The organism is Arthrobacter sp. JDC6 (assembly GCF_056484025.1).
The window spans coordinates 1363462-1383948 of record NZ_CM151278.1 but is presented as its reverse complement, the minus strand read 5'-3'; the positions used below and the strand labels follow the sequence as shown (position 1 = coordinate 1383948).

The 20487-nt window shown below is 67.5% G+C and carries 19 protein-coding genes and 1 tRNA gene; 8 read left to right on the top strand and 12 right to left on the bottom strand.

Annotation, left to right across the window (positions count from 1 at the left end; translation table 11 throughout):
- Nucleotide 1 precedes the first annotated feature (1 nt).
- Complete coding sequence (locus tag ACV095_RS06500) at nucleotides 2–1018, top strand: pirin family protein (RefSeq protein ID WP_018769244.1); 1017 nt, start codon at nucleotides 2–4, stop codon at nucleotides 1016–1018.
- Between the two features lie 52 nt (nucleotides 1019–1070).
- Here the strand turns inward: ACV095_RS06500 and ACV095_RS06495 are convergent, their stop codons facing one another.
- Nucleotides 1071–2021 carry an N-acetylglucosamine kinase gene (locus ACV095_RS06495; RefSeq protein ID WP_478223145.1) on the bottom strand — a complete coding sequence of 317 codons (951 nt, stop codon included), beginning with the start codon at nucleotides 2019–2021 and terminating at the stop codon, nucleotides 1071–1073.
- A 96-nt stretch (nucleotides 2022–2117) separates the two neighbouring features.
- Entirely contained in the window at nucleotides 2118–3092 is a 975-nt protein-coding gene (locus ACV095_RS06490) for a LysR family transcriptional regulator (protein ID WP_018769242.1), read from the bottom strand.
- Nucleotides 3093–3211: 119 nt separating this feature from the next.
- Between ACV095_RS06490 and ACV095_RS06485 the strand changes: the two genes are divergently transcribed.
- Both ACV095_RS06485 and ACV095_RS06480 read left to right on the top strand, forming a co-directional pair.
- The gene (locus ACV095_RS06485; RefSeq protein WP_018769241.1) at nucleotides 3212–4450 is read left to right on the top strand and encodes an MFS transporter; all 1239 of its coding nucleotides are present in this window, start codon (nucleotides 3212–3214) and stop codon (nucleotides 4448–4450) included.
- A gap of 138 nt (nucleotides 4451–4588) precedes the next feature.
- Entirely contained in the window at nucleotides 4589–5092 is a 504-nt protein-coding gene (locus ACV095_RS06480; protein WP_026265760.1) for an Lrp/AsnC family transcriptional regulator, read from the top strand.
- Here ACV095_RS06480 and ACV095_RS06475 read toward each other — a convergent pair.
- A complete protein-coding gene (locus ACV095_RS06475) occupies nucleotides 5010–6362 on the bottom strand; it encodes an MFS transporter (protein ID WP_478223144.1) in 1353 nt (450 codons plus the stop codon). The two genes, ACV095_RS06480 and ACV095_RS06475, sit on opposite strands and share 83 nt — an antisense overlap.
- Before the next feature lie 170 nt (nucleotides 6363–6532).
- Here ACV095_RS06475 and ACV095_RS06470 point away from each other — a divergent pair, with 170 nt between their 5' ends.
- Nucleotides 6533–7027, top strand: a complete 495-nt coding sequence (locus tag ACV095_RS06470; RefSeq protein ID WP_026265759.1) for an Lrp/AsnC family transcriptional regulator — start codon at nucleotides 6533–6535, stop codon at nucleotides 7025–7027.
- Nucleotides 7028–8023 (top strand): magnesium/cobalt transporter CorA, encoded by a 996-nt coding sequence (corA, locus tag ACV095_RS06465; RefSeq protein ID WP_018769237.1) that lies wholly within the window; start codon nucleotides 7028–7030, stop codon nucleotides 8021–8023.
- Here corA and ACV095_RS06460 read toward each other — a convergent pair.
- The 7 genes from ACV095_RS06460 to galU all read right to left on the bottom strand — a co-directional run bounded on the left by ACV095_RS06460 (nucleotide 8020) and on the right by galU (nucleotide 12429).
- On the bottom strand, nucleotides 8020–8763 hold the full coding sequence (locus tag ACV095_RS06460) for a Pr6Pr family membrane protein (RefSeq protein ID WP_478223143.1): 744 nt from the start codon (nucleotides 8761–8763) through the stop codon (nucleotides 8020–8022). The two genes, corA and ACV095_RS06460, sit on opposite strands and share 4 nt — an antisense overlap.
- Before the next feature lie 105 nt (nucleotides 8764–8868).
- Nucleotides 8869–9021, bottom strand: a complete 153-nt coding sequence (locus ACV095_RS06455; protein WP_018769235.1) for a hypothetical protein — start codon at nucleotides 9019–9021, stop codon at nucleotides 8869–8871.
- 10 nt (nucleotides 9022–9031) lie between these two features.
- Nucleotides 9032–9400, bottom strand: coding sequence for a hypothetical protein (locus ACV095_RS06450; protein ID WP_478223142.1), 369 nt, complete (start codon nucleotides 9398–9400; stop codon nucleotides 9032–9034).
- Nucleotides 9401–9662: 262 nt separating this feature from the next.
- Nucleotides 9663–9738 (bottom strand) — tRNA-Ala (locus ACV095_RS06445).
- 131 nt (nucleotides 9739–9869) lie between these two features.
- Nucleotides 9870–10793, bottom strand: coding sequence for a hypothetical protein (locus ACV095_RS06440; protein WP_478223426.1), 924 nt, complete (start codon nucleotides 10791–10793; stop codon nucleotides 9870–9872).
- Between the two features lie 105 nt (nucleotides 10794–10898).
- Nucleotides 10899–11519 (bottom strand): GNAT family N-acetyltransferase, encoded by a 621-nt coding sequence (locus ACV095_RS06435; protein WP_018769232.1) that lies wholly within the window; start codon nucleotides 11517–11519, stop codon nucleotides 10899–10901.
- Between the two features lie 4 nt (nucleotides 11520–11523).
- Nucleotides 11524–12429 carry a UTP--glucose-1-phosphate uridylyltransferase GalU gene (gene galU / locus ACV095_RS06430; protein ID WP_018769231.1) on the bottom strand — a complete coding sequence of 302 codons (906 nt, stop codon included), beginning with the start codon at nucleotides 12427–12429 and terminating at the stop codon, nucleotides 11524–11526.
- A 107-nt stretch (nucleotides 12430–12536) separates the two neighbouring features.
- On the opposite strand from galU, the gene ACV095_RS06425 reads away from it, so the two are divergent.
- The 3 genes from ACV095_RS06425 (at nucleotide 12537) to cpaB (ending at nucleotide 14390) form a co-directional block, all read left to right on the top strand.
- Nucleotides 12537–13157 carry a 5-formyltetrahydrofolate cyclo-ligase gene (locus ACV095_RS06425; RefSeq protein ID WP_478223141.1) on the top strand — a complete coding sequence of 207 codons (621 nt, stop codon included), beginning with the start codon at nucleotides 12537–12539 and terminating at the stop codon, nucleotides 13155–13157.
- A gap of 110 nt (nucleotides 13158–13267) precedes the next feature.
- On the top strand, nucleotides 13268–13534 hold the full coding sequence (locus tag ACV095_RS06420) for an FmdB family zinc ribbon protein (protein ID WP_018769229.1): 267 nt from the start codon (nucleotides 13268–13270) through the stop codon (nucleotides 13532–13534).
- 112 nt (nucleotides 13535–13646) lie between these two features.
- Entirely contained in the window at nucleotides 13647–14390 is a 744-nt protein-coding gene (cpaB, locus tag ACV095_RS06415) for a Flp pilus assembly protein CpaB (RefSeq protein WP_081620190.1), read from the top strand.
- A 27-nt stretch (nucleotides 14391–14417) separates the two neighbouring features.
- On the opposite strand, the gene ACV095_RS06410 is transcribed toward cpaB, so the two are convergent.
- On the bottom strand, nucleotides 14418–18707 hold the full coding sequence (locus tag ACV095_RS06410) for an AAA family ATPase (RefSeq protein WP_478223140.1): 4290 nt from the start codon (nucleotides 18705–18707) through the stop codon (nucleotides 14418–14420).
- 128 nt (nucleotides 18708–18835) lie between these two features.
- Nucleotides 18836–20425 (bottom strand): glutamine-hydrolyzing GMP synthase, encoded by a 1590-nt coding sequence (guaA, locus tag ACV095_RS06405; RefSeq protein ID WP_134163744.1) that lies wholly within the window; start codon nucleotides 20423–20425, stop codon nucleotides 18836–18838.
- Between the last annotated feature and the right edge of the window lie 62 nt (nucleotides 20426–20487).

Here is a 20487-nt window from a genome sequence, read left to right as displayed (position 1 = left end):
CGTGACCAACTTGGAAGTTTCACCCCAGCAGGAAGTTTGTCCGCCCGCACCTGCCGGAGGCACGTCGGGCCCGTGCCTGCAGCTGTGGCCCGAACGTGAGGTGCCCCTGGGCGGGGTGCGCGCCATGAACGTCAAGCGCACCCTGCCCCAGCGCGGACTGCCCACCATCGGCGCGTGGTGCTTCCTGGACAGCTTCGGGCCGGACCGTACCGCCATGTCTGTCCTCCCCCATCCCCATATCGGGCTGCAGACGGTGACGTGGCCGCTGGCTGGGCACATCCGACACCGGGACAGCGTTGGCAGCGACGTGGTGGTGCGCCCCGGGGAGCTGAATATCATGACGGCGGGGCACGGGGTCTCGCACTCTGAATTCGCCGTGCTTCCCGACGGCGGGGAGTTGCCGCTGCAGCGGGGCCTGCAGCTCTGGGTGGCCCTTCCCGACGGGGAGAGAAACCGGGAGCCGGCGTTCGAACAGCACCGGGAACTGCCGCGCGTCGCCGGCCACGGCTTCACCGCCACCGTCATGGTGGGTGGGTTTGCGGGCGTCGTGTCCCCCGCGACGATGTTTTCGCCGATCGTTGGCGCGGACGTTTCCTGCGAAGGGGACGCGGTACTGCCACTGGACCCCGCCTTTGAGCACGGCATCCTGGTGCTCGACGGCGGCCTGGCGGTGGACGGGCAGGACCTGCCGGCGGGGCCGCTGGGCTACTTGGGCACCGGCCGCAGCGAACTCCGGATGGAGGCCCGCCCCGGCACGCGGTTCCTGCTGATTGGCGGTGAGCCGTTCGGTGAAGAACTGCTGATGTGGTGGAACTTTGTGGGCCGCACCCACGACGAAGTGGAGCAGGCCCGGGAGGACTGGGAAGCGCAGGCCGGGCTGCCGGATGCCGAAACGGCTGCGGCCAGGTATGGACTGGTGCCAGGCCACGGTCCGGAGGCCGGGGCGGAGGCCGGCCGCATTCCCGCTCCCCCGCTGCCCGGCGTGCGGTTGACGCCCCGTAAGCGCGCCGTCGACTAAGCGCGCCGCCTGGCCCGCTGACGGGCAAGCGCGGTTTGGTTCCTGTCGGCCGTCAGGCCGGTTCGGCCAGGAGTTGCAGGACGCCGAACACCGGTTCCTGGTCCAGGACCCTCACGTCAGTGATGCCGCCTGCTTCGAGGTTCCGGCGGAATGACTCCTGCAGCGGTGCCACGTTCATGCCCAGGCCGCCGCCCAGGATCACCGGACCTTCAATTTTCAGCTGGCCCAGCACCTGCCCGGCCAAGGCGGCAAGGTCGCGGCCGGCCTGCTCCAGCAGGGCTGCACTGTCCTGGTGCCCGGCAGCGGCCGCTTCCACGACATGCCTGGCCTGCTGGGCCCAAAAGCGCCGTCCCGTGTCCGGGGAATGGAACAGCGCAATCAGCTTGTTGGGGTGGTCCAGGCCGCAGGATGCCAGGAGGGATTCCGTGAGCTGGTCAATCGGCAGGCCCTGGTTCATCCTGCGCAGGCTGTGCCGGACCGCTTCCCTGCCCAGCCAGTAACCGCTGCCCTCATCCCCCAGCAGGTAGCCCCATCCGCCCGCCCGGGCCTCGCCGCCGTCGGCGTTGCGTCCCCAGGCAGCCGAGCCGGTACCTGCAATGACCGCAACTCCCGTACTGGCACGGCCCGCGGCCAGCAGCAGGCGGGAGTCGTGGACAACGGTGATGCGGGCCTCCGGGACGAGTGGCTGGATCAGGGCCGCCAGGGCGGCGGCGTCCTCGTCGGTATCGATTCCGCCGGACCCTGCGTACACCCGGTCCACGCGGCCGCCACCGATCCTGGCGAAAAGCTCCGCCAGGTTCCGTGCTGCCTGGTCGCGGCTGACGTTCTGGACGTTGGAGCTCCCCGCCGCATCGTCCGCGACGGGCACTCCGTCTTCAAAGCGGATGCCGTGTGTCTTGGTGCCGCCGATGTCCAGGCCGATCGTGACGCCGTGCAGTGGGTTGCCTGGCGAGTCCGTGGCGTGCTGGTCGGGACTGGTGGAGGGGTTCTGGGTGTTCGTCACGTCACAAGGGTACTTGCGTGGCCTGGCTTTGGGGCGCCGCGCCTGCCTTCCGCGGAGGCGCTGCCGCCACCCGCCGTCGTCATCCGGTTCCCCGGGTCAGCGGCCCGCCCTGGTGACCAGCCCGGCCAACAAGCGTGGCCCCTGGGCCACCACCAGCTCGCGGAAGAGCCTGGCGGGAACGGGTTCGGTTTCGGGTTTCCGGCGCCGCCAGCTCACTCCGACTTCCCGGAAGGCCAGCTCCGAGTCCAGCGGCACCTCCACCCAGCCGAGGTCTCCGGTTTCCGGGCGCAGCGTCCTGCCGGGGGCGTCGCCGCCGGGCGGCAGGATGCTGACGCCCAGGCCTGCCGAGACCAGTCCGCGGACCGTGTGTGAATCCTGGCTCTCGAAGGCGATCCGCGGCCGGTATCCCGCCTCGCGGAACAGGGCGTCCGTCAGCGAACGCAGCCCGTATCCGGTTCCCAGCGCCACGAACGGTTCCGTCCGGATATCGGCCAGCCGGGCCATCCGCTGCCTGGCCAGGGGATGGGCGTGATGCACCACCAGCCGGAGCGGTTCCCGGTACAGCGGGGCCGAATCGAGGGTTTTGCCCGCCGGCGCCACGGGAGCGGTGAGGGCCAGGTCCGCTTCCCCGGATGACAGCTCTTCAAGGCATGCGCTCCGGGCGCCCTGGCTGAGCCGGAACCCGGTCCCGGGATGCCGGGCACGGAAGGCGCTGATCAGCAGGGGCAGGGTGGCCTCGCCGAAGGTGTGCTGGAAAGACAGGGACACGGTGCCCCTGACCAGTTCGGACTCGTTCCGGACCAGGTCCAGGCCGGCCTGGAACTCCGCGAGCGCCTGCTCGATGTAGGGCAGCAGGGTGCGGGCTGCGGGCGTCAGGCGGACACCGCGGCCGTCCCGGACCAGGAGTTCGGTGCCGACGGCGGCGCTGGCCCTTGCCACTGCCCTGCTCACCGTCGATTGGGGTAATCCGAGGAGTTCGGCCGTCTCCGTGACGTGTTCGGTCCGTCCCAGCTCGGCGAGTACCGGCATGAGGGGCAGCAGTTGGGCCAACTGTTTCCGGTCCGGTTCCATGGCTGCTCCCTTGCCGGTTCCCGAGCTTTCCCGGAACCGGGAAGCAATCCGATATTGCTATCAGTTTGGCATGAAATATGCATTGGAAGCATTCATTGGCCGGGGACTACGCTTGCTTGATGCCACAGAAAGCGAGCTCCGGCACGGCGGCTTCCCCTCCGTGGAACGGCCATCCCAAAGGGTCCAGGGCCTACGGGCGGATCCTGGCCGGTCTGTCATGCGCAGGGGTTGCAACGTTCGCGCAGCTTTACTCCACCCAGGCGGTCCTGCCCCTCCTGGCGGCCGATCTGCGCGTCACTGCCGCCGAGGCTGCCCTCACCATTTCCCTGGCCACCGTGGGTTTGGCCGCAACCGTGATCCCCTGGTCCTTCCTGGCGGACCGGATCGGCCGGGTGAAGGCGATGATGTGGGGCATCACGGCGGCCACGGTGCTGGGACTGCTGGTGCCCCTGTCCGCCAGCTTCGGCATGCTGCTGGTCCTCCGGCTGTTGGAGGGGATGGCGCTGGGCGGAATCCCCGCCATCGCCATTGCCTACCTCAACGAGGAGGTCAGCAAAGCGCACGCCGCGCTTGCCGCCGGAAGCTATGTTGCCGGGACCACCCTGGGGGGACTTTCAGGGCGGCTCGTGGCCGGCCCTGTCGGCGAACTCTGGGGGTGGCGGTCGGCAGCCCTGGCAGTTTCCGTGCTGGCGACGATTGCCGCCGTCGCCTTCCTTGTCCTGGTGCCCCGGGCCAGGGGTTTTGTTCCTGCCCGGGCCGCCGGACTCCGGAGCGCCGTCCGGACGCTCGGGGGCCACCTTAGGAACATCCGGCTGCTGGCCCTGTATGCCCAGGCCTTCCTGATGATGGGCGGGTTCGTGGCCGTCTACAACTATCTGGGGTTCCGGTTGTCGGGCGCCCCGTTCGGGCTGCCGGCCACCGTGATCAGCCTGATCTTCCTGGCCTATCTGTCCGGCACCTTCTCCTCCCGCTGGGCAGCGGGGATGACCTCGAAATACGGGCGCCGGAACGTGCTGCTGGGCGGACTTGGCCTGGCTGTTGGCGGCCTTGCCCTGACCCTCACCCCGTCCCTGGTGCTGATCCTGTGCGGGCTGGTGGTGTTCACGGGCGGCTTCTTCGCAGCCCACAGCATCGGCTCCGGCTGGACGGGCGCCATCGCCAGCACCGGCCGCGCGCAGGCAGCGTCCCTTTACAACCTGGCCTACTACCTGGGCTCCAGCCTCCTGGGCTGGGCAGGTGGCCTGGTCTTCCAGGCCTGGGGCTGGAACGCACTGGCTGGAGCCGTGATCGCCCTGGCGTGCCTCACTGCCGCAACTGTCGCCGTCGTCCATTCCCGCGCGGAAACGGCCGCTGCCTGACTCGGCGCCGCACTCGAATTAACACGCTCCAGCAGCTTCGAGGATAGAGCGGATGTTCGGCAGGACGCGTGCCTGTGGAGCCGATGGCGGAGATTCTGCGGTCTAGGATGAACTAAGGACCGTGTGGAAGGAACCGCCGTGAGTACGAATGCCAGGAACACCAGGCCTGGGGCGCACCTGGAGCCGCTGGATGCCATTGACGAGCGCCTCCTTGCGGCCCTCGTGGCAGACGCCAGGATTTCCAACAAGCAGCTCGCCGAAATGGTGGGTATTGCGCCGTCGACCGCCTTGATGCGCACCCGCGCCCTCTCGGAGCGCGGGATTGTGCAGGGCTACGAGGCGAAGCTGAGCCTGTCGGCCATCGGCCGGTCGGTGCAGGCCCTGGTGGCCGTACGGCTCCGCGCCCACGACCGGGACCAGATCGACCGTTTCACTGCGCGCGTGCCGCACCTGCCCGCCGTGCTGTCGACCTTCCACACCTCAGGTTCGGTGGACTACCTGCTGCACATCGCCGTCGGAAGCACCGAAGACCTGCGGGACTGGGTCCTGGACAATTTGGCTACCGATCCCGTGGTGGGCCACACCGAAACCACGCTGGTCTTTGAACACATCCAAGGCAACCACGGCCCGCTTCCGGACTAGCGCCGCTGTAGATCCACCCGGCTCTGACGGACCCCTGTTTCGTTGCTTTGATGGAAGCGGTGAGGGTGACGGCTGACAGGGCGAGTGCCGCCGAGCCGCACAGCAGGACGAATCCCTGCACCGCTGCCGCCATTCCGAACACGGCGCTGGCCCAGCCCAGGCCGAGGACCGGCACGGCGCTGCCCAGGTAGGTGATGACGTACACGGTGCTGATGATCTGCGCGTGGCGTGCCGGCTCCACCTTGCCCGCCACCTCGTTGAAAACCATCCGGAAGGCCATGCCCTGCCCCAGGCCGGCGGTAACGGCAGCCCCAACGAGCAGCAGTGGGCTGTGCCATGCGCCGGCGGCTCCCAGCAGGATGACGGAGACGCCCAGGACGGCCAGCCCCGCAGGCACGGCCAGGCGCCCGCGCAGGGTCACCAGCTGGCTCAGGGCTGACGCCCCCAGCGGCAGGCCGGCCAGCACGCCGATCAGTGGCCGGGAGTCCGTGCCCAGGACCTGCGCGAAGTAGCCCGGGGCCAGTGACAGGGAGAAGCCAAACACGGCAAAGCTCAGGAAGCCGACGCCGGACGCCAGCCAGAAAGCGCCCCTCGCCTGCCGTGAAACGGAGGGACGGCGCGGGGCAAGGACGTGCAGCGGGCGGGACACTGCCGGCACCATGATGGCCGGGCGTGCGCGGATCAGGTACAGCGGGACAAGGAGCGCGGCCAGCAACAGCGAATGGACGACGTACGGAGCCGTGGTGGCACCGGGAAGCAGCGACAGCAGTCCGCCGATGACGGGACCCGCCGCTACGCCCCCCGAGGAGGCCAGCAGCGTAAAGCGCGATGCCCACTCCGGCCGGGACGGGAGCAGCTCGCGAAGGGCTGCCGCGCTGGCCCCCGTGGCGAGCGCAACCGCCATTCCCTGCAGCGCCCGTCCGGCGCACAGGGCAGCCAGCGTGCCCGCTTCGGCGAAGATCCAGCCGCCCGCCAGTCCGGTCAGGACAGCGACCAGGAGGGCGGCCCGGCGGCCGATATGGTCCGACCAGTGCCCGGCGAGCAGCAGCGTCCCCACCAGGGCCAGGACGTAGCTGGCGAAAGCCGCCGTTACGTCGAGGCTGGACAGCCCGAGGTTGGCCTGCAGCAGGGGGTACAGCGGGGTGGCAAGGTTGGCGCCCACCAGGAGCATGAAGATGACCGCGCCGGAAATCACCAGCCGCGCCGTAGTGGTGGCATTCCATCCGCTGGCCGTGGCCGGGCGCATGCGCAGTTCGCTGAAGACCGTCATTGTGCCGCCTTAGGGGTCGCCGCGGCGGGTGGTCCTTGTGGGAGCCCGGCGCGGATACAACTGTGATGGTTCAAGAATGCGGTACCGCTGCGCCATATCTTTCGACCTTGCAGGGATAATTGAGCAAAATCATCAACTTATGGATCCACGAATGATGGAGAGTGACGATCTTGAACAAACTGGACCCCACGGACCTGAAGATCCTGCTGGCCCTCATCCGGGATCCCCGCATCCAGATCGGTGAGCTGGGCGAGTCCCTGGGCATCGCCCGCAACACGGCCCAGTCACGGGTTCGCCGCCTGCTGCGCAGCGGGGTGCTGCGCCCGGGCGGGCGCGAGGTTGACCTGGAGGCGGTGGGCTATGACGTGGTGGCCTTTGTGACCATTGAGGTCTCCCACCGGGAGCTGGACGGCGTCGTGGCAGCACTGCGGCTCATCCCGCAGGTCCTGGAAGTCCACGAGATCTCCGGCCGCGGCGATGTCTGGTGCCGGGTGGTGGCCACGGACACCCACAACCTCCAGTCGTCCCTGCGGCAGGTCCTGCGGATCAAGGGTGTCATCCGGACAGAGACCGTGCTGGCCCTGCACACCCATATCCCCTACCGGACCGAGCCCCTCATCAGCGGCCTGAGCAGTGCCGCAGCTCCGGCGGCTAGGATTTCCTGAATGACCATCATCGATAACGCCGTCTACGTCAACGGCGTCCGCCATGCAGAGCCCGACAGTCTTGAGCAGACCTTTGAGACCCTGTCCCTGCATGGCGGCATGGCATGGATCGGCCTCTACCGGCCCACGGCGGAGGAAATGGCGGCCGTGGCCAGCGAGTTCGGACTCCATGCCCTCGCAGTGGAGGATGCCGTTTCGGCCCACCAGCGGCCCAAGCTGGAGCGTTACGACGACAACCTTTTCACCGTCCTGCGGCCCGCCCGGTACGTGGACGAGGACGAAACCGTGGAATTCGGCGAACTCCACGTGTTCACCGGCAAGAACTTTGTGGTGACGGTGCGGCATGCGGAAACGGCCGGCGTTGCCAGGGTGCGGCAGCGGCTGGAGGGGCGGCCTGATCTCCTGCGGCACGGTCCCGAAGCGGTGCTGTATGCCCTGCTGGACCGGGTGGTGGATGACTACGCCCCGGTGGTGGCGGGGCTGGAAAACGACATTGACGAGATCGAGGACCAGCTGTTCAGCGGCGATTCCTCCGTGTCCCGCCGCATTTACGAACTGGCCCGGGAGGTCATCCAGTTCCAGCGCGCCATCCACCCCCTGCCCGAGATGTTGGACCAGTTGAAGCGCGGCTTCGAGAAGTACGAAGTGGAAAGCGAGCTGCGGCATAACCTGCGTGACGTGGAAGACCACGTTGAGCGGGTGATTTCCCGGGCGGACTCCTTCCGGGACTTGCTGCAGAACGCCCTGACCCTGGACGGGACGCTGACAGCCAACCGGCAGAACGAGGCCAGCGCCGAGCAGAACGAACAGGTCAAGAAAATCTCGTCCTGGGCGGCCATCCTGTTTGCGCCCTCATTCGTGGCCGGGATCTACGGCATGAACTTTGACAACATGCCCGAACTCCATTGGTCCTTCGGCTACCCCCTGGCGCTGCTCCTCATGGTGGCTGCCGGCGGCCTCATGTACGGCATCTTCAAGAGGAAGGGCTGGATCTAGCGGGGCGGGATCACCGTCGCCGGCAGCCGTCCGGTGGCCAGCGCCACCCGCATATTGCCCACCGCGTGCACCATGAGGGAAACAATAAGGAATGCCACCAGAACCTGGCCGGTGGAACCCAGCACCCTCACCCATCCGCCATCGAGGGTTGGGTCAAGGAAGTCGTACACGTACCATCCGTCAAGGCCGCCCCGGATCCACGAAAACGCAAGGAAGGCCACCGGGTAGCCCAGCCAGGCAAGGGGCCGCCACCAGGGACCTCGGACCGTCCGGGTGACGAGAATCCAGTCAAGCGCCGCCACCAGCGGGGCCAGGCGGTGGTGGGCAACCTGCGGCCAATACAAATCCCATGTCCACCACGGCTCTTCCGGCGGAGCCACGAGCACGATGTAGATGATGCCCGTCATGACCATGTACAGGACCAGCGCGCCGAACATCTGGTCCCACCACAGCGGCGGCCGGCGTCGCCGCAGCACCCCTGAAATGATCAGGACAAGCCCGAAGACAAGATTTCCCTGCACAGTGAATTCCGAATACAGCTGCGGGACATCCACGTCGTTGCCGGGGAGGGTGGCGTCGAAGGTCTTTTGCACGATTGCGGCCAGCACGACAAGACCGACGCTGATCCGGGTGGCCCGGATCCATGGGCGGTCGGGGTGCAGGGCACGGTTGATGGCAAAGTTGCGCACGACCGGCGGAGCCAGCTGTGGGGGGTGCCCTTCCTTCTTCGTGAGGCTCATGGAGCAAGGATCACGCCGGCAGGAGGAAAAAGACAGGGTCCTTCGACCGCTAACGCCCACCGCCCACCCGGGCCGGTGACAGCCGGTCCGGGCAGGCGGTGACGGTCAGGCGTTGGTTCTGCGCTTCAGCCAGCCCCAGACGCCGGTGGCGACGAAGAGGACCAGGCCGATGATGGCGAGCCAGAGAAGGCCCTTCACGACGAAGCCGACGATGGACAGGATGAGCCAGAGGACAAGAAGTCCGATGATGATTCCCATGAGGCCCACTCTAGGCCCCCACCCATCCGATCGGGCCTGCATCCGGGGGCGTTTTGCCTATGGGAACGGTAACGCGTCCCGCGGTTCCGTCCACCACCGCTGTTTGCCCGTTCACGAGGGTGCGGGTTGCGGACCTACCTTCCAGCTCACTGCGTTTGGCGGCGCGGGCCAGCACACGCCGGCGGTGCCGCTCCTTCTCCGCCGGCGGCAACGCCCCGCCGTCGGGCATTGCCGCAAGTTCCTCGAAGCGCAGGTGAGTGACATCCGTGGGCCCGGCCAGGACACCGGCTTCCGTGAGGCGCCCTCCCAGCGTATGCGGCGGCACCGGAAAGCCTCCGCGCAACAGTTCGCCCAGGTTGGCGCCCTTGCCGCCAGCCAAGGCCACATCCAGGGCCCCCTGACGATGTCCCGCCCTCTGCTCCCTACAAGCCAGGCCCAGGAACCGTGGTGCACAACCAGGGGCCCCAGGCGCCCTTTGCCCGGTCTGCGGAAGCGGCTCGTTGCATCAGGGCCACGGGAAGGGACGAGCGAGGGAAGGATCCGCGGAGTCCGCCCGCGGACAGGAATCGCCCGGCGGTGGGCACCTGCGTTTGAAAAGGAAGGCAAACCAGGTGTTCTGGCTCTGGCAACACGCCTGCAAATGGTGGAGCTAAGGAGATTCGAACTCCTGACCTCTTCGATGCGAACGAAGCGCTCTACCAACTGAGCTATAGCCCCGGAATGGGCCGCAACCTGCAAGGCGTTCCAGGATGGTGCGGAACCGGTGTCCCTAGGCTACAAATTTTCCCGGCCCAACGCCAATTGACGCTCCGGCCGGCCGCGGGACCCCAAGGCGCCCCGCCCAAACTTTACGCGCGCCGGCGCTGAAGAACGTCGTCGAGGTTGCTCAGCGCGCTCTGCGCCTTGGTCAACTGCTGATCGGCCACCTGCTGTGCTTCCGCGGACTCCGCTGCCTGCACCCCGGCAGCGCCCTGCTTCAGGGACGGCTTGCCAACTGCCTTGGGCGCCTCAGGAAGTTCAAGAGGCTGCGGCTCCGGGCGCTTTGCCTTGGCTGCGTCCACGTAAACGGGCTTGGGGACTTCCACCGGCTCCCAAGGGGTTCCCGCCGGAGTGGCCGGGGCCGCCTCTGCAGCACTGGTATCGCCGGCAGCCACCGCGACGGCGAGGGCTGCTTCACGAAGCTCAACTGCCGTGAGCCGCTTGATCCCGGCCTGGCCTGCCTCGGCATCGAAAAGCGGGCTGTCCGGCCGCGCGGGGACGGCCTCAGGTTTTGGGGGAATCGCGTCGGCCGTCTCCGGGCGGCGTGCAGGCGCACTCATGGCCGAGCGGAACGCAGCATTGACCTTTGCCTTGCGGTCGCGGACGGCGAGCATACGCAGCAGCGCCACCGACCCGAGAGTCAGCACCGTGCACAGGATCGGAAGGGCAGGCGAACCGATGCCAAAGGCAGCCAGGATCCCGGAAATGAATGCAGTGACAAGGGAGAGCAGCCCCACCAGGGCCAGCGCGGTCCGGCCGTAGCGGATGCGGAGCCGGGCCGGAGGGGGGGTGCTGGCAGCGCCGGCACCGGGTGACGGACTCTTCCTGGGTTCCATGGCTTTCTCCTGCTGGGCGGCGACGTTCAAGACCAGGCCGGCGTGCGGATCCGGCCCCTCATCGGCGGGGGCGTCTGCCAGGAAGTCGACGGCAGGCTGGAACTGGTGCCGGCGGTTCCGGAGGACGTAAGGGGCAACCCATACAATCCAGAGCGCGACGGCAACCACGAGGATCACTGAGCTGCTAAGGGGGAAGTCCACACTCAAAACCGTATGAGCATCATGCCTGCTCAGGCCGCATTAGCCCCGGTGTGTCGTGCCCCCTCTGGCAAACCGTTGGATTTATGACCGGCGCGAGGCCAGCCAGGGGCCCAGCAGGCCCTCCGGGACTTCTTCCGCGGTGAGGGCGAAGGAACGGTGGTCGGCCCATTTGCCGTTGATGTGCAGGAAACGGGGCCGGTACCCCTCGTCCCGGAATCCCAGCTTTTCCACCACCCGCAGGCTGGGTCCGTTCTCGGGCCGGATATTGATTTCCATCCGGTGCAGGCCGAGGGTCCTGAAGCAGTGGTCCGTCACCAACGCCACGGAGGTGGGGGCGATCCCCCGTCCAGCCCGTGCCTGGTCAACCCAGTAGCCAAGGGTTGCCATCATGGCCGAACCCCACACGATTGACGACACGGTCAACTGGCCCACGATGGCGGGGCTGCTGAGGCCCGGCCTCCACTCGGTAATAAGGAAGGGCAAAGCTGTGGCCTGCGCGGCCTGCACTTTGAGCGACCGGACCATGTGCCGGTAATCGGGCAGCCCACCGCCCGGATCCGGATTGGAGGCCTCCCACGGCTGCAGCCACTCACTGTTGCGCGAGCGCACCTCCATCCATTCATTCTTGTCGCGGTACCGGATGGGCCGCAGGACCAAGTCGCCGCACTCCAGGGTGACCGGCCAGATGGGACCACTGCGCATGGCGCTAGCGGGAAAGGTCCGAGGTGAAACCTGGCAGCCATTCCCGCAGGCCCGGGCCCAGGTCGTCGCTGTCGATGGCGAGCTGGATGCAGGCCTTGAGGTAGCTGAGTTTGTCGCCGGTGTCGTAGCGCCGGCCCCGGAACACGACCCCGTACACCCCGTGCCCTTCACCATCACCGGAGGCAAGTTCCTGGAGGGCATCCGTCAACTGGATTTCCCCGCCCCGGCCCGGTTCGGTGTGTTCAAGGACGCCGAACACGGCGGGGTGCAGGACATAACGCCCGATCAGGGCCAGGTTGGAGGGCGCTTCCTCGGGTGACGGCTTTTCCACCAGCCGGTTGACGCGGACGTAGTCTTCGCCGTCGATGTCCTGGATGTCCGCACAGCCGTAGGCGCTGATCTCCGACGGCTCCACTTCAATCAGGGCGACGACGGACCCACCGGTTTTGGCCTGGACGTCAATCATCGTGCTGAGCAGTTCGTCGCGGGCGTCAATCAGGTCATCTCCCAGCAGGACAGCGAAGGCTTCGTCACCCACGTGCTGTTTTGCGCGGAGCACCGCATGGCCCAGGCCGTGGGGGTCGCCCTGCCGGACGTAGTGGATGTCACCCAACTGGCTGGCCGCCTGGATGGACGCCAGCTTCTCCGTGTCCCCTTTGTCCTCGAGCGTTGACTCAAGGGACGGCACGCGGTCGAAGTGGTCTTCCAGGGCCCGCTTGTTGCGGCCCGTAATCATCAGGATGTCGTGGAGGCCCACGTGGACGGCTTCCTCCACCACATACTGGATGGCAGGCTTGTCCACGACGGGGAGCATTTCCTTGGGCATCGCCTTGGTGGCTGGCAGGAACCTGGTGCCCAGGCCCGCGGCGGGAATGACGGCTTTGCGGACTCTGGGGTTACTGGTGTTCACCGGTCTAATCTAACGTCAGCGTCAAGCATTTCAGTAACCACCGGAGCGGCAAGCCCGTGCCGGTGCGGGAAGAACCTCCCAATACGGGGCATTGCAGGAAGGACACCATGCTGCAGGAGACCAACGCAGTCAAGGACGGCATCAGGGCCGCCCACCGCCGGCGGCGGGCAGCGCTGACGCCGGCGCAGCTCGAAGCTGCCGGCGCGGCCCTGGCCGTCCATGGGGAAGCATGGGCGGGGACGGTCACAGGGAAGCAGGCCTCGATAGCCTGCGTGTACCTTGGCGTGGGACACGAACCGCCCACCCTGCCCCTGATCAACGCCCTGCATCGCAGCGGCTATCAGGTACTGCTTCCGGTGTGCGAGGAAGGCCGCGAATTGAGCTGGGTGTTCTGGACGCCGGAGACCAGCTTCGAGCGCAGCAAATATGCACCAATCCTGGAGCCCACGGGGCACCGTCACGGGCCGGAAACGGCCGGTGCCGCAGCGGTGCTCTTTATTCCGGCCACCGCAGTGGACCTCGCCGGCAACAGGATCGGGCAGGGCGGAGGCTACTACGACAAATTCCTGGGGCACCTGGCTACGGCAGGGAAGGAAATTCCCCTGGCCGCTGTTATCTACGATGACGAATTGCTGCCCGCCGGCCGGATACCGGCCGAGAAGTTCGACCGACCGGTCCCGGCCGTCCTGGCCCCGTCCGGATACCGGCCATTGGCGGGCAACGCCTGAGCCCGTCCATTCGGGCACAGTGATAGAATTAGCACTCAGGCCCTGCGACTGCTAACGGTTTACCCGGTGGCAGCACGGGACCTCTCGTTTGCCCAAGAGGAGGAGCACCAGTGCCAACATATGCTTACGCCTGCAAGGATTGCGGCCACGCCTTCGACATTGTCCAGTCGTTCTCGGACAGCAGCCTGACGTCCTGCCCGGAATGCGAGGGCACGTTGCGCAAGAAGTTCAACAGCGTCGGTGTCGTCTTCAAGGGCTCGGGTTTCTACCGCACGGATTCCCGCGATTCCAAGGGCAGCTCCGTCTCCCCCGCACCCGCAGCGACGCCCGCTGCCACCCCCGCCGCGTCGGCGCCGGCAGCAGCTGCCGCCAGCTAAGCAGCCCAGGACTTTACGACGGCGGCCGGACGCTTCCTGCGTCCGGCCGCCTTTGTCCACATAGCCGCCGTCCGGGCTCCCGTGCCGCTTTGGCGTCACCTAGCGTGGGCGCATGCCAGTACTCTTCCGACGTCGCCGCGACGGTCTCCGGTTCCCCGGCCATGTCCATGCTGCAGGTGCCCGTAACATCCCCCGCCGCCCCGGACGGCGTCCCCTGCACTCGCGGTTTGCCGGCTGGCTCAGCCGCAACCGACGCCTCGTAGCGGCCCTGCTCTTGTGCGCAGCTGCAGCAATCGCTGTCCAGCAACTCACTCCCGCCCCGCTCACCACCGTCACGGCGCTGTCCGCTGCCCGGGACCTGCCCGCGGGAACAACGGTAACGGCAGCAGACCTGGCCCAGGTCCAGGTGCCGCCCGGGATGGTGACCGACGGCTTCCTCCGGGATGGATCCGCAACCGCAGGCAAGCAGCTCGCAGCGCCGCTGCGGAAGGGCCAGCTCCTCACCGACGCCCAGCTGCTGGGCCCCGGGCTCCTGGCAGGGACGCCCCCCGGTTCGGCCGCGGTTCCCCTGCGGATGGCGGATGCCTCATCCATCCAGCTGGTCTCCCCCGGCCAGCTGGTCAACATTGTGCTGACATCAGCCAACGGGTTCGACCAGAAGGGTCCCTCTGAGGTCCTGGCGTCTGCCGTCCCGGTGCTGTGGACCTCGAACAACGGCGGCCAAGGGGGTCAATGGCTCGGCACCACCGAGACCGATGGACTGATCGTGGTGGCAGCCACCGCCGAACAATCACTGCGCCTGGCCGGCGCCTCCACCCAGGGCAGGCTGTTCTTCGTCCTGGTCGGGCCGCCCTGACCTCAAGCGTGGCCCGGATGATGTGGGTCAGCCCCAGTGCGGCGGTTTCTGTTCCTTCAACCAGGTATCGTGATCGTCCTCCCGGTCACCCCAGCTGCGGGCGTCGTCTTCCGCCGCCTTGCTCGGGAGGATCTCGTCGGTGCCCCCCGCTGCCGGCCGCGCCCCCGGAGAAGGCACCGGCGCTGCGGAATCCGCGGGAGCGGCACCGCGGTCAGTTCCGGCTGCGGCCCCGCTCCTGTTCGAGCCGCCGTTCTTATCCAGGTCGTCGTTCCTGTTCGAGCCGCCGTTCTTATCCAGGTCGTCGTTCCTGTTCAGGTCGTTCGTGTTCCGGGTGTTGTTCTCGTTCTGGCGCATGTCTTCCTCGGGCCTGTCTTTCCCAGGCCGGTCTTCTCTCGTCGTGGCACCCGCTTCCCTTGTCACCTGGGCGCGCCGGCCTTGGCTGACAGCCTCGGAAGGCAGGTAGGAAACACCGACAGCAGGCGCCCCATCAATTCCGTGAAGTGCGTGGTTGAAGTCATCGTCCAGGAATCCTGTGCTGGACGTGGTCCGGCCCGGAAGCACCATCTTCTCAAGTCCCAGGTAACCGGCGATGCGGTCCGCGCAGGACGAGGGGTCCGTGAAGACCTCGATGGTCCACAGGGGCATGTACCGCCATCCCAGGCGTTCCAGCAGTTGCGGCCGCAGCCTGCTGCGCTCACGCACGCTCATGGTGCGGTACTGGGCCGTGCCGTCGGATTCGATGGCCACGGGCCGCGGGAGGTCGGGGTCGTCCTGGCCCATGGTGTTCAGGGGATCCGCCGCGGCAACCACGTCGATGGCGCCGTCGTACTGGTGCCAGACCCTGGCGCCACGGGCCCGCAACCGGTCCCCCAGGTCCGCTACCAGCGGGTCCGCTCCCAGCGCCTGCTCGCTGGCCGCGGCACGGGACGCGGGAGTCCCGAGATCGGTGTTGCCGGAAATTTCCCGGTCCAGCAGAGTATAAAGATCCACCGCCCCGTGGGTGAGCCTGGTGTGGTCCAGGTCCTCCGGCCGGAAGCAGGTGAGCACGTGCATGGAACGGCGCGCCCGGGTCATGGCCAGGGCAAACTTCTCCCGGCCGCCCTCCGCGGAGAGCGGCCCGAAGTTGTGCAGGGCGCGGCCGTGCGGGGTCCGCCCAAATCCGGGCGAGAAAATGACGTGGTCGCGGACCAGGCCTTGGGCGCGTTCAAGGTCAACTACCCGGAAAGATTCCGGCCCGGCGCCGAAGAAGCCGGCCAGGCCCGGCTGGTTGGACAGCTGGAGCCTGATGGATTCACCAATCCTGGCGGCGTGCCGCAGGCTTGCGGTAACCACTGCCAGCGACGTTCGCGGGCGCAGGCGGGCGTGTTCGAAGACGAGCTCCACCACGCGGTTGACCTCGGCCACCACGGACTCCACGCCTTCGTCGCCGGCACTGGGCAGGCCCGTGCCGTCCGGCAGGTATTCCACCAGCAGCGACCGGTCCAGCCCCGTGGCCGACTGGCCTTCCGGCAGCCGGCGCAGGCCGCCGTCGTAAAAGTTCTTGCTCAGCTGAAGGACCAGGTCCTCGTCCACCGCCCGGTACACCACGTTGAGCCGCCACACCGGAAGCACGGCAGACAATGCCGTGAAGGCACTTTCCACCCGGTGGTGGGCCGACTCGCCGGGCGCCAGCCGTTCCACCCCGACGGTGAAGGTCCGCGGCGTGGCAATGCGCGAGTCGCCAAAGGCAATCACCTGCCGTGCACGGGCGATTGCCGGCAGGACAGCCTGAAGCGAGGTGGCTTCCGCATCGAGGATTACGACGGCGTCGAAGTGCTGTTCCGCCGGAAGCAGGCCCGTCATCAGGTACGGGCTGACAGACCAGACGGGAACCAGGGTGCCGATCAGGTCCGGAGCCTGTGCGGTAAGGGCCGGCAGGGAGACCCGGCCGTCCTTGAGCAGGCTCCGCAGCAGGTCGGCCTGGCGGGGCTGGGCAGCGATGGCTGTGCGCCACCGTTCCGCCAGGTCCCACCGCAGGCGGGCGGCGCCGCTGGCAACGTGGGCGTTGTCCGCCAGCCGGTACTCTGCCTCAAGCTGGCGCAGCGCGTCGCCGTCGGACATGGCCAGGTAGTCGTCACCGCTGATCATTGCCTCAAGCGCGGACTGCCACCAGGCCAGCTCCAGCTCGGCGGCAACGGATCCCTCCGGGACTTCCCGCTCGGCGAGGTCGGCCAGGAGCTCGCCCAGGCCGTGTTCGCGCATGTTCTCGACCAGGAGGGTGCGCTCGGGCAGGGTCTTAAGCGTGTCGGTGTCCGCCACCAGGCGCTCCAGGCGTTCCATCAGCCGCGCGTAGGGAACGGTGGACAGCGAGCCGCCGCCTTCCGTGTGCCGCAGCGCCTCACCCAGCTGTGCCAGTTCGCCGTCCAGGGACCGGTACATGGCAATCATTTCGGCCAGGCCGGAAGGTACGGCGGGGTGCCGCTGCGTGGTGGCGTAGCCCGCCCACAGGGCGCGCTGCTCCTGCACCAGCACCAGGGATGAGTGCAGGTCTGCGATGTGGACGCCCGGGCGCACGTATTCCTTGGCGACCCGGCGCAGCCTTGAGCGCTGCATGGCAGTCAGCTCGATGCCGCGCTCACGCCGCCAGGCGGACGGCGCGGTGGCGGAAATTAGGTCCGTCACGGGCCGGTCAAAGATGTCCGGGGTGAACTTGTCCAGGCTTCCGCGGACGGCGACCAGCAGTTCCAGCTGCTCGCCCCACTCGGCGAATGATTCGCCCAGGCGGATTTCGGCGTGCTCCGCAACGGCGTCCATGCGGTCGCGGAGGAGGGGAAGGCTCTTGGCGACGGAGCGGACCAGGTCCTGGGCTTCCTCCGTCTCCTTGCGGGTCAGCAGCCGGGCCCCGTGCCAGGGGCTGGTGGTGGCCGCCTTACTGAAGCTGCCCAGTTCCGCGGCGCGCCTGAGCCTGCCGGCCAGCTCCTCACGGTCCCGGATACTGTCCAGGACGCTGCGCTTGAGCCGGACGGTGGTGGCGGGCGCGGGGTGGATGGAGGTGAGCTCCGCGAGTGACTGCATGGCCTGGTAGGGCGAGCAGCCCCAACGCTCGCGAACGTTGTGGAGCGACGCCACGTGGTCCATGAGGGCGTGCCGGTGTTCCACCAGGGTGTTGTGGAGGTTCCCGAGCTGGGGTTCCAGTGATTTTTCGTTGCGCACGATCGCCCGGAGCAGCTGGCCCTTCAGCTGCTGCGCCGTGACGTTTCCGGAGAGCTGGAACAGGATGGACTCCAGCCCCAGCGACTCCAGATGCCCGGAGACCTCGTTGAGGCTGGCGCGGCGGTCGCCCACCACCAGGACAGTCTTGCCGGCGTCCACCAGGGCACCGATGGTGTTGATGGCCGTCTGGGTCTGCCCGGTGCCGGGCGGACTGCTGACCACCAGGGAGTCTCCGGCGCGGGCCGCGTCCACGACGTACTGCTGGTCAGTGTCCGCATCCAGCAGCAGCAGCTCGTCCTTGGGGTGCCTGTTGTCCAGGTGGGGGAAGCGGGAGGGGTCGGGTTCCTCCACGTCCACCACTTCGCCGCCGGCAGCAGTTGCCAGCGCGGACACAAGGGGATGGGAGTCGTTGATCCAGGGATCGTCGAGGTTGCCGGAGAGGTCGGCGAACGTGGAAACGAGCAGGTTGTGCTGGGTTTCCGCGCCGTGGATGGGCCGGATCAGGGTGGCCAGCCGGTCCAGGACAGGCTGGGGGTCGAACCGGGCGGTGCTGTAGGCGAGGCGGGTCACGGCGTTGACGTCAAAGACGATCCCGTGGATGTTCTTCAGGTGCCGCACCAGGGCCGGGTTGATGTGCGCCTGCTCGGTGAGCTGCAGTTCGAAGTCGTCCTCCCCCGGCCGTACCGTGAGGGAGATGGCGGTCAGCATGACCGGAGCGGACACCCGCTGGGGTTTGCCGCCGACGGCTGACGTCCACACCACAGTGCCGGCGGACAGGTAGCCGGCATCGATGCCGCGGTCGTTGGCGAGCTCGAAGATCTTGGACCGGATGTTGCGCGAAGCGCGGGCCGCCACCACATACTGCTGCCGGTCACGGATCAGGGTGGACAGGCGTGTGCGGCGCCCGGCCATGAGCTGGGCGAGCCCGGAGGGGTGTGCCGACGTAAGGTCGATGGAGCCTTCGGGTGTCTTGGTGAAGCGCAGCATCGTGTCCGCGCCGGTAACGGGTTTAAGCCCGGACAGCCATTTGCGAAGCTCTTCCGAGCCTTCCGGGTGGCCTTGACCAACTGACACTTCTGCCTTCTTTTCTGCGCTTGCACGTGACGTCCTGGACCATACCGGCATAGATTCGAGAGTAGCCGCTTCGGCGCCGGACTTGAGCGACCGCAACACTGGAGCACGGGAAATTGCCGGGATTCATCCGGGAAAAGCAGCGGCCGGCCCCCGCTGGCGGAGGCCGGCCACTTAGGATGCTATTCCCATTCGATGGTTCCCGGCGGCTTGCTGGTGACGTCCAGGACCACCCGGTTGACGCCGTCCACCTCGTTGGTGATCCGGCCGGAGATCCGGGCCAGGAGATCGTAGGGCAGCCGCGACCAGTCGGCTGTCATGGCGTCCTCGGAGGAGACGGGGCGAAGCACGATGGGGTGGCCGTAGGTACGGCCGTCGCCCATGACGCCCACGCTGCGGACGTCCGCCAGCAGGACGACGGGCATCTGCCAGACCTCGTTGTCCAGGCCGGCTGCCGTGAGTTCGGCGCGTGCAATGGCGTCTGCCCTGCGCAGCAGGTCCAGCCGCTCCTTCGTCACTTCGCCGACAATCCGGATGCCCAGGCCGGGGCCGGGGAACGGTTGGCGGCCAACGATTTCCTGCGGCAGCCCCAGCTGGGCACCCACTGCGCGGACCTCGTCCTTGAACAGGGCGCGCAGCGGCTCAACGAGCTCGAACTGCAGGTCCTCGGGGAGGCCGCCCACGTTGTGGTGGCTCTTGATGTTCGCGGCACCTTCGCCGCCGCCGGATTCGACGACGTCCGGGTACAGGGTGCCCTGGACCAGGAACTTGATCTTCTCGCCGTGGGCAGCGGCCTCGGCGATGATGGCCAGTTCGGCTTCCTCAAAGGCGCGGATGAACTCGCGGCCGATGATCTTGCGCTTGGTTTCCGGATCGCTGACGCCTGCCAGGGCCGAGAGGAAGCGTTCCTGTTCGTTGGCGACGTACAGCTTCACGCCGGTGGCGGCCACGAAGTCGCGCTCCACCTGCTCCGCTTCGCCTTCACGCAGGAGTCCGTGGTCCACGAACACGCAGGTGAGCTGGTCGCCTACGGCACGCTGGACCAGGGCTGCCGCCACTGCGGAGTCCACGCCGCCGGAGAGGCCGCAGATGACCCGTGCATCCCCCACCTGCTGGCGGATGCGTTCCACCTGCTCTTCCAGGATGTTGCCGGTGGTCCAGTTGGGCTCGAGCTTGGCGCAGTTGAACAGGAAGTTCTCCAGCACCTGCTGGCCGTAGGCGGAGTGCTTGACCTCCGGGTGCCACTGCACGCCGAAGAGACCCTTTTCCTCGTTGGCGAAGGCAGCTACCTCCGCGCCCGCCGTCGTCGCCAGGACTTCGAAGCCTTCCGGCGCCTGGTGGACGGAGTCGCCGTGGCTCATCCAGGTCTTCTGGTGCTGGGGCATGCCCTCAAGCACCGAGCGGCTGTCACCGAGGATGGTGGTTTCGGTGGATCCGTACTCCCGCAGGCCGGTCTTGTCCACCTTGCCGCCCAGGGCGTTGGCCATGGCCTGGAAGCCGTAGCAGATGCCAAAGACGGGGACGCCGGCTTCGAAGAGGTCGGCACCCACGCTCGGGGCGCCGTCGGCATAGACGCTGGAAGGTCCGCCGGACAGGATGATGGCGGCGGGATTCTTGGCCAGGAGCTGCTCGGTGGTGTAGGTATGCGGAACCACTTCCGAATACACATTCGCTTCCCGGACGCGGCGGGCAATCAGCTGCGCGTACTGGGCACCGTAATCAACAACCAGCACCGGCTTCTGGGAAGTTTGGGATGCAGTGGGAGTAGTCACCGTAATAGCCTACTTGGCGCCGTTGCACCGGCGCACCTTGAGACGCCGTGCTGTGACGGAGC

Bases quoted from the DNA above. Each gene is read 5' to 3' on its own strand.
- ACV095_RS06410 (WP_478223140.1), bottom strand. From the start codon at position 18,707: ATGCCGGTATGGTCCAGGACGTCACGTGCAAGCGCAGAAAAGAAGGCA.
- cpaB (WP_081620190.1), top strand. From the start codon at position 13,647: ATGCCAGTACTCTTCCGACGTCGCCGCGACGGTCTCCGGTTCCCCGGC.
- ACV095_RS06475 (WP_478223144.1), bottom strand. From the start codon at position 6,362: ATGACGGTCTTCAGCGAACTGCGCATGCGCCCGGCCACGGCCAGCGGA.
- ACV095_RS06485 (WP_018769241.1), top strand. From the start codon at position 3,212: ATGCCACAGAAAGCGAGCTCCGGCACGGCGGCTTCCCCTCCGTGGAAC.
- ACV095_RS06460 (WP_478223143.1), bottom strand. From the start codon at position 8,763: ATGAGCCTCACGAAGAAGGAAGGGCACCCCCCACAGCTGGCTCCGCCG.
- ACV095_RS06490 (WP_018769242.1), bottom strand. From the start codon at position 3,092: ATGGAACCGGACCGGAAACAGTTGGCCCAACTGCTGCCCCTCATGCCG.
- ACV095_RS06455 (WP_018769235.1), bottom strand. From the start codon at position 9,021: ATGGGAATCATCATCGGACTTCTTGTCCTCTGGCTCATCCTGTCCATC.
- ACV095_RS06425 (WP_478223141.1), top strand. From the start codon at position 12,537: ATGCTGCAGGAGACCAACGCAGTCAAGGACGGCATCAGGGCCGCCCAC.
- ACV095_RS06435 (WP_018769232.1), bottom strand. From the start codon at position 11,519: ATGCGCAGTGGTCCCATCTGGCCGGTCACCCTGGAGTGCGGCGACTTG.
- corA (WP_018769237.1), top strand. From the start codon at position 7,028: ATGACCATCATCGATAACGCCGTCTACGTCAACGGCGTCCGCCATGCA.